This window comes from Algibacter lectus, assembly GCF_900112395.1.
GTDB classification, from domain to species: domain Bacteria; phylum Bacteroidota; class Bacteroidia; order Flavobacteriales; family Flavobacteriaceae; genus Algibacter; species Algibacter lectus.
The window spans coordinates 385,473-398,454 of the sequence record NZ_FOLN01000001.1; the positions used below are offsets into that span (position 1 = coordinate 385,473).

Annotated in this window: 13 protein-coding genes and 1 pseudogene; 11 read left to right on the forward strand and 3 right to left on the reverse strand. The window is 33.7% G+C overall.

Going from position 1 to position 12,982, the window contains the following annotated elements; genetic code table 11:
* Positions 1-18: 18 nt before the first annotated feature.
* Complete coding sequence (locus BM246_RS01380) at positions 19-966, reverse strand: helix-turn-helix domain-containing protein (RefSeq protein WP_175489761.1); 948 nt, start codon at positions 964-966, stop codon at positions 19-21.
* A gap of 53 nt (positions 967-1,019) precedes the next feature.
* Positions 1,020-1,394: a DUF7793 family protein gene (locus BM246_RS01385; RefSeq protein ID WP_042500898.1), complete on the reverse strand. Its 375-nt coding sequence runs from the start codon at positions 1,392-1,394 to the stop codon at positions 1,020-1,022.
* 196 nt (positions 1,395-1,590) lie between these two features.
* Between BM246_RS01385 and BM246_RS01390 the strand changes: the two genes are divergently transcribed.
* Both BM246_RS01390 and BM246_RS20070 read left to right on the forward strand, forming a co-directional pair.
* On the forward strand, positions 1,591-3,993 hold the full coding sequence (locus tag BM246_RS01390) for an aminotransferase class I/II-fold pyridoxal phosphate-dependent enzyme (RefSeq protein WP_074935470.1): 2,403 nt from the start codon (positions 1,591-1,593) through the stop codon (positions 3,991-3,993).
* 265 nt (positions 3,994-4,258) lie between these two features.
* Positions 4,259-4,674, forward strand: a pseudogene (locus BM246_RS20070) (RteC domain-containing protein).
* A gap of 190 nt (positions 4,675-4,864) precedes the next feature.
* Here BM246_RS20070 and BM246_RS01405 read toward each other — a convergent pair.
* Entirely contained in the window at positions 4,865-5,515 is a 651-nt protein-coding gene (locus tag BM246_RS01405; protein ID WP_074935471.1) for an N-acetylmuramoyl-L-alanine amidase family protein, read from the reverse strand.
* Between the two features lie 191 nt (positions 5,516-5,706).
* Between BM246_RS01405 and BM246_RS01410 the strand changes: the two genes are divergently transcribed.
* The 9 genes from BM246_RS01410 to BM246_RS01450 are packed head-to-tail and all read left to right on the forward strand — an operon-like array spanning position 5,707 to position 12,973.
* Positions 5,707-5,994 (forward strand): hypothetical protein, encoded by a 288-nt coding sequence (locus BM246_RS01410; RefSeq protein WP_042500901.1) that lies wholly within the window; start codon positions 5,707-5,709, stop codon positions 5,992-5,994.
* Positions 5,995-6,028: 34 nt separating this feature from the next.
* A complete protein-coding gene (locus tag BM246_RS01415) occupies positions 6,029-6,313 on the forward strand; it encodes a hypothetical protein (RefSeq protein WP_074935472.1) in 285 nt (94 codons plus the stop codon).
* On the forward strand, positions 6,300-8,702 hold the full coding sequence (locus tag BM246_RS01420; protein WP_074935473.1) for a TraG family conjugative transposon ATPase: 2,403 nt from the start codon (positions 6,300-6,302) through the stop codon (positions 8,700-8,702). The genes BM246_RS01415 and BM246_RS01420 overlap by 14 nt, the downstream gene beginning before the upstream one ends.
* 5 nt (positions 8,703-8,707) lie before the next feature.
* Positions 8,708-9,346, forward strand: a complete 639-nt coding sequence (locus BM246_RS01425) for a hypothetical protein (RefSeq protein WP_042507056.1) — start codon at positions 8,708-8,710, stop codon at positions 9,344-9,346.
* 2 nt (positions 9,347-9,348) lie between these two features.
* Positions 9,349-10,191, forward strand: coding sequence for a hypothetical protein (locus BM246_RS01430; protein ID WP_074935474.1), 843 nt, complete (start codon positions 9,349-9,351; stop codon positions 10,189-10,191).
* An 11-nt stretch (positions 10,192-10,202) separates the two neighbouring features.
* Positions 10,203-10,826 carry a conjugal transfer protein TraK gene (locus BM246_RS01435; protein ID WP_042500915.1) on the forward strand — a complete coding sequence of 208 codons (624 nt, stop codon included), beginning with the start codon at positions 10,203-10,205 and terminating at the stop codon, positions 10,824-10,826.
* A complete protein-coding gene (gene traM, locus BM246_RS01440; RefSeq protein WP_042507054.1) occupies positions 10,807-11,736 on the forward strand; it encodes a conjugative transposon protein TraM in 930 nt (309 codons plus the stop codon). The genes BM246_RS01435 and traM overlap by 20 nt, the downstream gene beginning before the upstream one ends.
* 30 nt (positions 11,737-11,766) lie before the next feature.
* Positions 11,767-12,600: a DUF4138 domain-containing protein gene (locus BM246_RS01445; RefSeq protein WP_042507053.1), complete on the forward strand. Its 834-nt coding sequence runs from the start codon at positions 11,767-11,769 to the stop codon at positions 12,598-12,600.
* 7 nt (positions 12,601-12,607) lie between these two features.
* Positions 12,608-12,973, forward strand: a complete 366-nt coding sequence (locus BM246_RS01450; RefSeq protein ID WP_074935475.1) for a hypothetical protein — start codon at positions 12,608-12,610, stop codon at positions 12,971-12,973.
* The last annotated feature ends 9 nt before the right edge of the window (positions 12,974-12,982 follow it).

Genomic DNA, 12,982 nt, shown 5'->3' on the forward strand with positions numbered 1-12,982 from the left:
AAATTATGAACTAAGAATTTAGCTAGAAGGTAAGATTGAATTATTTCTCAAGGCACTTGGCGAATACCCATATCGCTTTTTGAAAGATCTAGAGAAATGGGGCATACTTTTAAACCCAACGGTATAAGCAATTGATTTGAGCGATACATCGCTATACTGAATCATCATTTGAGCTTTTCGTAATCGTTCTTGCATTAAAAACCGATGAACAGTAGTTCCATACAATTCTTTAAATCCGTATTTTAATTTAAATTCATTAGTTCCAATTTGTAGTGCAAAATCTTTTAGAGAAGGGAAATCTCTTTCCAAATTATTGATGATTGTATCATGACCTTCGCGTATTTTGCGAATATCCTCAAAACTCAATCTTATTTTTGGCTTGTTAGATTTACTTTTGATTTCTGAATTAACTTTACCATCTTTTATAACGCGTTGCTTTAAATCGGCATCCAATTGATTACGATAACTGGAATGATGCACGATAGTTATGAGTGTCTTTTTATCATTTGTGGTAGAATTATTAAATGTTGAGATATATGCAATTTTAGGAATAATAAGATTTCCTTTAGACTTAAACTGTATTGCGATTGAAGTATCAAAAAACGCTTTATTTTTAAGCTGTTTCCATATGACGTTCCACTTTTTTATAGATTTCTCAGTTATGAAATTTTTAAAATTATGACCAACAATATCGTCGTGTAAACGAGATAAAACGTTACAGGTTTGTTGATTAATCATTTGTATAAACCCCCTGTCATCAAGTATAAAACTCATTTGAACAATATCAAGAATTGTTTGATCAGTATTTGCATAGCCTTGATGTATTATAGTATCCTGTATCTCTTCGGCCAACATATTAAGCGTTAATATAAGTGCTTCAATATCATCATTTTCCGAATTACGCTCAATACGATAGAAGAAATTACCAGAAGCCATTTCCAGCAACATCGTATTGATGACTTGCATTCTATGATTTAAACTGGTGTCCATTCATTCTGTAAATTGCTCTATTCTGAAAATCATTTATATGAGTTTAAAAACTTTAAGGCCAAATCAAAATTACTAAAAGCTTTTGTGGGAATTGTAGGTGTGTTGGTACGTAAATAGAATTCTGATAACATCTCTGAAACTGGAGAATCTACAATAAATGCTACTGCTTTGACTAAAATAGACCCCTCTATAGCTAAATAAGACCTGGCCGCTTTGTTAACTTCCTTAATATGCCGAACATCACAGAGTACTGGTAAATAAAGTCCCTCATGGATTGAAAGTCGTTCTTTTACAATATAAACTGCTGCAGGTAAATCTAGAATAACATCTCTAGCATATGTTACATATAAAATGCCATCAATAAGTTTATATGAAGCATATTCATTTTCAATAGCTATTGGCATAATGGTTAGAAAACTGGTTGATTATAAATTTACGAAATAATCAATACAACATTTGCATATTTCACAATTAGCATTAGTCAATATGGATTAATATTTGCTTACAAAGGATTAAGAATTGACTCTAAAGGATTTAGAAGTATCAAGATTTCTCTTTGTCTAACAAAAGATATTAACTTAATATTCTAAATTATTGAAGATGGCAAAAATTAAGCACAACAACTTTTTAGATACAGTAAATAATGTATTTACAGATGCGATAGATGAGGGCATACTTCATCTATATGCCGAAGGAGAAAGTTTTAACGGAAGAACTATAGGAGTAAAAAACAAAACATTATTCCATTTTGGCACAACAGGTTATTTGGGATTGGAACAAGACTCCAGATTGAAAGATGCCGCAATTAGTGCAATACAACGATACGGGACTCAGTTTCCTTTATCAAAATCGTACATCTCCAATCCACTGTATAGACAATTAGAGGAAAAGGTTTCAGAAATGTACAATCACCCCGTCGTCATCACAAAAAATAGCACCTTGGGTCATCTTGGCGTGATTCCTAGCGCTGTCAGAGATCAAGATGCCATTATTCTCGATCATCAAGTACATTGGAGTGTTCAGAGGGCAGCTAAAGTGTTAAAATTAAGAAGTGTTCCTGTAGATATGGTTCGGCACAACGATTTGAACATGTTAGAAGATAAAATTAAATTGTACTCAAATACTAAAAAAAAAATATGGTATATGGCTGATGGTATTTATTCCATGTTCGGCGACTTCGCTCCTGTAAAAGAATTAAAAGCATTAAGCTTAAAATATCCGCAATTACATCTTTATTTTGATGATGTTCATGGGATGAGCTGGATTGGAAAAAATGGGACAGGTTACGTCATGAGTGAAATAGATGAACTATCAGAAAACATGCTACTTTTCGGAACCTTAAGTAAAACCTTTGGAGCGAGCGGTTCGGTGTTGGTCTGCTCAAATAAAAAATTGTATCAAGAGATAAAAACCTTTGGAGGGCCTTTGACATTCTCTGCGCAATTAGAGCCAGCATCTGTTGCGGCTGCCACGGCTTCTGCTGAGATTCATCTCTCACCAGAAATTAAAGAACTTCAGGAGGATCTAAAGGTCAGAATTGATTATTTTAATGAATTGGTAAAACAAACAGACCTACCGCTTGTCGATAAGAACAGATCTCCTGTGTTTTTTATCGGCACTGGCATGCCAAAGACTGGTTATAACTTTATCAATCGATTAATGAACGAAGGTTTCTATGTGAACTTAGGAATGTTTCCAGCTGTACCTGTAAAAAATACTGGCGTTAGAATAACCATCTCTAGACACAATCAACGGGAAGAAATAAAAGCTTTGGTGGATGCAATGGAATACCATTTACCTAAAGCTATCGAGGAAACCCATACGAACTTACGTCGTGTTTATGAAGCATTCAAATTAGAGCCAAGAACCTCCACAGATATATCATCTAGTTCAGAATTAAAAACGCAAATTGAAACTAGCATTTCGAATATTGACAAAGTCACCTGGAACAAATTGGTTGGAACTTCAGGAGTTCAGGATTATGAAGGACTTAAATTTATTGAACATACCTTCAGTAGTAACGCATTAAAAGAAAATAATTGGGATTTTTGGTATGTAATAATCTATGACAAACATGAACACCCTATTTTGGCTACAGTTTTGTCGTCATCGATATGGAAGGATGATATGTTAGCTAATTTAAATGCGTCTAAAATTATTGAGAAAAAGCGTATTTTAGATCCTTATTACATGACCTCAAAAGTTTTAAGTTTAGGGTGTTTATTCACTGAGGGCAAACATCTTTATATAAACGCTAATCATCCGAGTAAACAAGAAGCTCTAAATATGCTAATGCAAACTTTAGAGACATTGGAACAGCGCTCTAATTCTAAAATGATTGCGCTTCGGGATTTTAGCATGAACACTAACTTAAATCGTTATTTTCTTGGTCAGGGTTTTGTTAGAATACAAATGCCAAATTCAAGTTGCATTAATTTAAGAGCTGATGAATCCATTGAAGCTTATGTATCTCGACTTTCCTCAAGAAACAGAAAACATTTGAGGAAAGACATTTTAGCTTATGCCCCCTCCTTAGAGATCTCAATCTTGCAAACACTTAATGATCACCAACTCAACCAAGTTCATCTATTGTATAACAATGTCCGCTTAAACAACCTTGGATTAAATACCTTTCCGTACCCTATCAACCTGTTCAGAAACATGTCTGAGCATTCCAATTGGGAGTTTATACTCATACATCACCCTGAGCAACCAAACAAAATCATTGGAGTTATGTTTTGTTATAAAAACAACAATCAAACCTATGTTCCTTCGTTAGTTGGTATTGACTATGATTACCTTAAAATCTTTCAAACTTACAGACAATTATTATATCAAACGCTTAAAAGGGCCATCCAGTTAAAATTTAAAACCATTGATTTGGGAATGACTGCTTCCTTTGAGAAAAAGAAACTTGGTGCTGTGGTAGAAGAGAAATATGCCTATATACAAACTTCAGACAATTACACTTTGGAACTCTTGGGACTGCTAGAATTTAATTGAAATCAAATAGTTTGTTTTGTATGGTTATGAGATACCAAGAATTAGTGTCAGAATTTGAAAACAACGGTGGAGTCTTTGGAGTCCCGTACTGTTGATATTCTATACAAAGCAGAAAATGGTATTGCTAAAACTGAAAAATGCATTAAAAAACTTCGAGAAAAAGTCCTTAAAAAAGAATTTAGCTCAAATATTTAGTCGTTTTATTTATTAAGTTAGACCATTTAATATTGAAAGCAAACACCCTCGATGTAGCTCAAAGTACCAAATAGAATATTTAAATAATCACATCAACAAATTACAAGTCTTTTTCAACGATAATTTAGCGTTATATCATTATTATCGCAGAGGTACAACGACCCAAGATCAAGAATATTTTATTAAAGGTAAATTGATTTACGATTGCCAACTGAATTCTTCCATTTTTTTATTAACGACCAGTTTTCTAAATGTCAAGACACTACAGTAGCTACCATTATTGCTCATGATATGTTGATTGTTTATCTGCAACAAAAAATTGAAAAATCACAGTCGCATAAAGACACTAAAACCAATACGATCAAGCAAACATCTTTAAAACTTTTTTGGACAGGAAGCAAGACAGAGTTAACCGAATTAATTTATGCACTCCACAGTAGTGGCTCCATAAATAGCGGAACTACCGACATTAAAGAATTACGGTAAGCAACAACTTGAAAGTGATTTAATTACTTTCAAGAATATTTCAGAAAGCAAAATAGAAAATGTTTCTTAAAATAAGTTGATGGGATTACTTATATGTCCGTTTTATGATTATTTAATAAGTGTTTTATGAAAGTTAAAAACGTAACTAATAATTCCTTCAAACTCTTTAGTACTCTTAAATACAACTCACTCATAACCCCAAAAATTTCATAATCGATTGAAGTATAACCAAAGCAATAGCGCTTTGAGATTCTTGATTACTCAAATAAATAGCCTCGTCGGATTGAGTTAAAAATCCTAGCTCTAAGAGTATTGACACATTACTATTATTATCTCGTAATACCTGAAAGTTTCCATATTTCAATCCTCGTTTTTTAACACCTAGGATATCGGCTAATCCTTTTTGTATAGTAAGCCCTAAATAATTAGATGCTGATGCCTGCGCTTCACTTTTAGGATAAATAAAAACTTCTGTTCCTGCTGCGGTTGTATTTATAGCTTGATTACAATGGATTGAAATAAAAATATCCGCTTTTAGTGTTTTGGATAAAACAGTTCTATCACTAAGAGCTATTAAGGTATCTGTATATCTCGTAAGAAATAACCTCAACATATTATCAAATAAGGTATCATTGAGAACTATCATTTTAAAAGCGATTGCTAAAACGATATCTTTTTCCTTTGTACCTTGTGCGGTTATAGCTCCTGGATCTTTGCCTCCGTGTCCTGGATCTATTACAATAATGGGGTTCTTTTCTAGTTCTTTCTCATTCTGTGTAAAAGAAACATTTAAAAAAAACAAACAGAATAACGCAAGTAGAATTTGATTTAACGTATACATAATAATTGTTTTAGATTACACAATATTCAAGAAATCAACCACTTCCTTAACAATCTTCAAAAATTTAACACCCCTTAGCGTTAAAATTTAGAGATTTTCTTCCGTCAGCTTCATTTCGTAATAGATTTCATAACATATTAATCAAAACCTGCCATTTCGATTCCATCCATAAATGGCTAAATCTAGCAATTATGAAAAAATTAATGTTTACGCTATTCACATTTTTACTGGCAACAGCCACAAGCTTTGCTCAGATTGGTGGTATTGAAGACTCCGTTAATGATGTTTCTGATACCATCAGAACCATTTTCCCAATCATTCTAGGTGTCATTTTTCTTGTGGGATTTCTATTTAATGCTGGTCATTTCTTTGGCGAAAACGCAGACCTTAAAAAAGGGATTACTCGTGTTTTAGTATTTGTGCTCATCGCTGGTGCTGTGGTAGGCATCTTCACTTACTTAATAACTATAGTTGTATAATGACCCTCATCGAGGGCTTTATTAGAAAAGCTGTATGAAAAAGTACGAAGCCTATAAAAACATTAGGAAACGGGCAGTCATTTTTGGATTGCCGATTTCCCTGTTTGCCTTAATGATGGTTTCTATTCTTGCATCATTATTAATTATCATTTTTTCTTTCAGCTTCGGATTAATAATCGGCATACTGGTTTTCAATGCTGCTTTATATGTTGCACTAACGAGAATAACCCACAACCCTCAGCTTTTTCAGATGGCAACGCCTTTCCCAAGAATAATAAGTAACAAAAGAAATTCCGGCTTCGATTATGAACAAGATTAATATTTCAGCATATCAACCCATTTTAGATATTCAAGACCATATCGTATTTGCCAATAATGGCAATGTGGTTTTATGCTATGAAGGGAATCTGCCAGAAATCTATTCCTTGTCCGAAAAGGATTTTGAGGATATGCATGGAGCATGGTTTCAAGCTTTGAAATCGCTACCTATTGGAACTGTTGTCCATAAACAAGACATCTACCTAAAAAAAACGTATGCTTCAGAACAACTTCCAAACACCACCTTTTTAGAAAAAGCCACACACGAGCATTTTAAGGGTCGCGGACACATAGAACACAAATGTTATTTGTTCTTCATTTTAACTAAGAATAAAGCACTTAACAATCCGAAATACGTTAATCCCTTCAGGAAAATTTCAAAGGGAATTGTACAAGAATTGGATGATAACATTAAGAGCTTCGGTAATTCTGTAAACGATTCGGTTTCTTTTATAAATAATAGTAGAAAAATAGAATTTCTGCCACTAAAATCAGAAGATATTCAGCAATTAACAAGTAGTTATTTCAATGGTTTCAATGAGGGATTTGATACCGATATTTTATTGGAAAAGAAAAGCATCAATATTGGCGAAAACCATTTTGATGCGCTCGCCATCAACAGCGAATTATGCTTTGGCGAAAACGTACAAAGTAGCAAAACCAATGAAAAATTTACCTCAGACGATTTTGTATTTCATCAAGGATTTATTGATGGACTAGGACTAACACTTAATGAAAATCATATTGTCAACCAGATTCTCTATTTGGATGACAAACAGAAATGGCGCAAGCTACTAGATAAGAAAATAGAGGAACTCAATAAGAGTTCCAATTTTGGTTCACAGAATAAGGTGGTTCTTGGGAAAATTCAACACATTTTGGACCAAATCAATGCAGATGATAATTCACGAATCATACGTGGTCATCTCAATATTGTGTATTGGTCTAAAGATGCGAAAGAACTAGATAAAATAACTTCCAAAATCAAGACGGAATTCAAAGAATTGGATATCATTCCATACTATCCAAGAGGCGAGGAACGTAAAAATTACATCCTAAATAGCTACTGTTGCTTCTCTTCTAATTTCTCAAACAATGATTTATATGTAACAGACTTAAAGCATGCGCTTTGCTTGTTTTTAAATAACACCAACTACAAATCAGATAAAACTGGCATCATCTTTAATGATAGAGAACATAACATTCCAGTATTAAAAGATGTTTGGGATGAAAAAAAGAAGCGCATCAAAGCTCGAAACTTTGCCATTTTCGCACCAACAGGCGAAGGCAAATCATTTTTGGCAAATAACATTCTGCGCCAATATTTTGAAAGTGGTGTTCGCTTAGTTATTATAGATTTGGGTGGTTCTTATACCAAATTCGCAAAACTCTATCCTGAAAAATATACCGTATTACGATACGAAAGTGGTAAAAACCTAGGTATCAATCCCTTTTACATTAGTGGTGTAAAAGATTTAACACCTGAACGACTTGAAGATTTATCGGTCTTTCTTTTTGAATTGTTTGCTTCAGATTTAAAAGTGACCAAGGCGCAATCGGTTTCCGTTAAAAAGATACTGCGCCATTATTACAATAGCACTTCAGAAAACCATTCATTGGAAGGCTATTACAACTTTATAGAAAAGCATCAGGAAAATCTTCTGAGCACCTTAAAAATCCATCCCGACTACTTTAATGTCACAAGCTTCTTGCATGTGATGTCTGAGTATGTTGGCGATGGTCTATATAGTTTTCTATTTGAAGTCAGCGAAGACCAAACTTATAAAATTGAAGATAAACGACTGATTGTTTTTGAACTGGACGAAGTAAAGGACAATAAGGAAATCTTGTCCGTAATGTTGAAGCTCATAAAGTCAGCCATTCAGAGAACCATTTGGAAAAACAGAGCTGAAAAGGGCATCATACTATTCGATGAGTTTGCCAAACAATTGAAGTTTGAAAACGTACTTGAAAGTGTAGAGTTCTACTACCAAGCCATACGGAAACAGAATGGCGCTATTGGAATTATACTGCAATCCATAAATCAACTTCCAAATAACTCTACATCAGCAAGCATCTTAGAAAACACACAAGTTATCTACAGTTTAAATAACGAAAAAGGTTATGACCAACTGGTTAAAAGGCTGAACCTATCTAGCCACGATTTAAATCAATTAAAGTCTATTAAAAACAACCTTTCTGGTCCAAGAAAGTACACTGAAATGTTCATCAAAATCGGAAAGGAAAGCAACATTTTTAGGCTAGAAGTACCGAAAGAAGTGTACGCAGCCTATCTAACCGATGGACAAGAAAACGAGGCCATAATGGCCATTTATGAAAAAAGCCAAAATATGGAATTGGCCATAAAAGAATTCACATCTAAAAATTAAAAGCAATGAAATTTTTAAAAAAAAATCACGAACACTTCAGCAATAGATTTGCTGTGAGTAAAACAAAAATTAAAACAGTAGTAATCGGGATAATCTTTAGTGTTGCCCTTTTATTGCCTAGCGTTTCTAACGCCCAAGGCATGCCCACTTATGACAATACCAATTTTATCAGTTTGGTAAAGCAACTTGTGGAATCTGGTAAACAGACAGCTCAAATGATTAAGTCTGTACAATTCCTAAAGGATGCAAAAGAAGCCATAGAAAAAGTATCTAGTGAGGTACAACAACTTAGAGCTGTTGAGAATATTGCACAAAACAATCAACGTCTTATTCAGGTTATGCAAAATGATTTGCAAGACATTTTGAACTCGCCTTATATAAAACCTGAAGAAATTACAAGAATTGCAGAATCGTTCGATGCTATAGTCCAGAATTCATTGGACACCGTTGAATTTATGGGCGAAATCTTATCTAGCGATAATCTTAAAATGACAGACGCTGAACGCGCAGAAGTCCTAAAAGAAAAAGAATTTGAATCAAAAGAAATGGTTTCAAGTATTAAGACAAAAACAAAACGATACAGAGACATTATTTCTTTCAGAAAAATGCAGGATAAAGTTAATAATCGCGAAACAAACTATTAGAAATGACCGCATCCATTCTTTTAGGAATTGGGTTGGAATATATCGATACAGTATTTCAAACCATACAAAACAGCAGTTTTTCGCAATATACCATTGCAGGTATGAAAACGCTTGCTGTGTTGTTTTTTCTAGTCAATATTCTGAAGAAATACAATGAAGGGATTGCTGATAAAGATGGTTATTCTTGGGGTTTAAGTCCTGGCGAACTCGCAAAGAATTTTGCTGTTGTACTCCTGGTTATATTTTCAACACAGATTTTAGTTTTTTTTGACAGTATTCTTGTTGCAGTTGAAGGACAATATAGAGGTACCGCACCAGCTTTATTGCCTTTACAGATGCAGGATATTCCTATTGAAGAAGAGGTGAATTTTATAGAAGCAGCGCAAGCTGCTATGGCATTACTTTATGAAGCTTTGATAACACCTCTATACGGATTCAAAATTCTTGCTTTCATAGTGAGTCTATTTTTATGGATTCTAGATCTGTTTATCTATCCGTTGTTTTTAGCTGAACGCTTCTTTCTTTTAGGCATTATGCAGGCGTTTTTCCCATTGATTATAAGTCTTGCTGTTTTTGAAAAATTCCGATCACTTGCCTACACATTTTTTAAACTTTATGCAGCTGTTTATATGTTAGTGCCAGCATTTTTTCTGGTCAATGTATTTGTCAACGCCATCTATACTGAAATTAACACCAATTTCTGGACCAACTTGTTTGGTACTGATTTTAGCCAGGGCTTTTTTGCACCTGTGGTGCAATTAGGCTCGATAGGCTTTATCGTATTCCTGAAATTCAAGTTATACAAACGCGCTACATCTTTTACACTCAGATTGTTTACAAGCTAATTCAAATCACAATGAAAACACCTTACAAAAACATATACAACGTACTAAATCTGAATCGATTTATTGTTTTGGCTGTCGTTGTTTGCGCATTGCTATCTAGTACTTTTTCAGTTTGGATGGCATTTAATACGAATAAAAATGCGATGAATAGTGTATTTGCTATTAATACAGATGGTAGCATCATTCCGTTGAAACTTGTCAGCCAAAAAGAAAATTTTAAAGTAGAAGTTTTGGCACATTTAGAACTGTTTCATAATTACTTCTATAATATCGATGCAAGCAACTATGAAAAGAATCTGAAAAAAGCACTTTGGTTGGGCAATAGTTCCATTGATAACCTATATCGCCAGAAAAAAGCTGATGGTGTCTATAATCGGTTATTGCAATATTCCTTAATTCAAAAAGTGCTGAGCATCGATTCTCAGATAACAGAGAATAATGGCTCTTATAGTTTTACCACAACGACCATTTTTGAAATCAACAGAGGTACAATAATAGACACTTACGAATTGGTTTCCACCGGAAACCTAATCATGGTTGACCGTAACTTTCCTAACAATCCACATGGTCTCTTAATTACAAATTATTTCGAAAACACTCTAAAAAAATTAAGTGATGAAAGTAGAAAAGAATAAAATCGTATTTATAGCAGTATTGGCTATTGTTTTCATATTCCTGATTTCCTATTCCGTGATGGTAATGGGCGATGATGAAAGCGAGAATGACAACCTTGAACAGACCTTGATACCGGACTTAGAAGAAAATCAAAAAGAGTACGATTCTAAGTTGGACGCACTTAATGATTTAAAGGAAGTGCGTGAGAACAATGCACCCAGCATCTATGATGAAAAATTAATTGATTCTTTAGGCTATTACGACCCTGATCTTCTAGAACGTGAAAAGAAACGTATTGTAGATAGTATCTATAATGCAGGTAAAATTCAATACTCTGATAAAAAATATCAAAACTTCGGACAGAAGAAAATCGAAAAGAAGCAACCTATAGAAATTGATTCTTCAGAAATACTTAGAGAACTTAAAATTCAAGCTAAAGAATTAGGTCTGGAACATCAACTCTTCTTTGCTGCTGCACCAAAACCCAATGAACTTTCTATTATCGATAATACAGATGCCACCATTTACGTGGTTGTTGATGGCGACCAAATTGTAAAGGCAAATACCAGATTGAGAATGCGACTCACCAAAGCTGCAACAATCAACAGTAAACTAATGCCCAAGAACACTCTTGTATTTGGTTTCATCAGCTTTCAACCCAATCGTGCTTTAATTGAAATTGAAAATATCAATCATCATCCCACAAAACTCAAAGCTTTCGATTTACAAGATGGTAGCGAAGGTATTTATGTAGAAAACAACTTTAGAGCTGAAGCGACGAGTGAAGTTCTGGACGATGTTATTGGCGATATCAATATCCCAACTGTTCCGCAAGTTGGTGGCATCACAAAGGTACTTAGACGTAGTAATCGAAATGTAAAGGTTACCGTATTAAACAATTATAAACTTATTCTAAAACCAAAATTATGACCCATAATGGGTATTTAAAAACGCACTCTTATGAAAAAGTATATCAGCATTTTGACTCTAATTATTGTTTTCGCTTCTATGAATGCGCAAACAACAAACATTCTTGACACCATTTATGCTAACGACACCAAAAATGTCGCGCTCTTTTTTCCTGAGCCTATACGTCAAGGCATAATAGGTTCAGAAAATTTTGTATTCACTTACAATCGAGAAAAAGAGCAATATTTCGGTTTACTGCAAGCCAAACAAGGAAAAGAAAGTAATCTACTAGTAATCAATACAAATGGTTCGATTTTTTCGTATATTGTAAGGTATAAAGCGCACCTTTCAAAACTTAATTATTTTATCCCGATGACAGGTAGTATTGGGAATGAAAAACCGAAATTTAAAGACTCGATTCAGCCTGAAATTTTTGAAAAAAGTATTGATAACAGCTCGTATTATTATCAAAAATTCTGCTCTTATCTTCTTGATGGAAGACAATATCTTGGAAGACATACAAGACGAAATAATGGTATTGTCATGAGACTTGAAAATATTGTTTTTGATAAAGAAGAGCTCTACTTCGTTATTCAAATTAGAAATAATTCTACTTTGGACTATGATTTAAATTTCTTGAACCTTTCCGTTGAAACGCGACAAAAAGGGAAACGAAAATCTTTACAACGTTTGTATAAAGAGCCTATTTTTAAACATCATCTGCCTTCTAAAATTGTGGTAAATGAAACGGTAAGACTTATATATGTTATGCCTAAATTTTCGTTATCTAATGAAAGAAGGGTCATTATAGAATTAAACGAGAAAGATGGCGAACGAAATATTGAAATGAAAGTATCACATAAATATATCAATAACCCAAATTAATAACATTATGAAAAGAATAACCTTTTACTCACTTGTAGCCTTATTTATTTCTTGTGCTGGAACAACGAATTCAGATCCTGCTTCGGTAGCAGAAATCGTTGCAGAAAGCTTTTATCAAGGCAAAGAAGTCACACTTAAAAAGCATACAACACCTGAAGGTTTTGCCACATTTTCCAACCTTCAAAAAATGTTTGCCAAACCCAAAGGCTCAGAATCAAATTTTGAACTGATCGATGAAGTTACTGAAGGTAATGTCGCTTGGGTAAAATACTCGACCTCTTATGATAAAACACCAGGCATTTTTAAATTGGTAAAGCAAGATGGTGTATGGAAAGTTACGGTTAGAAATCCTAAAGAAAAAGCACCTTTTTAAATAGTTTTT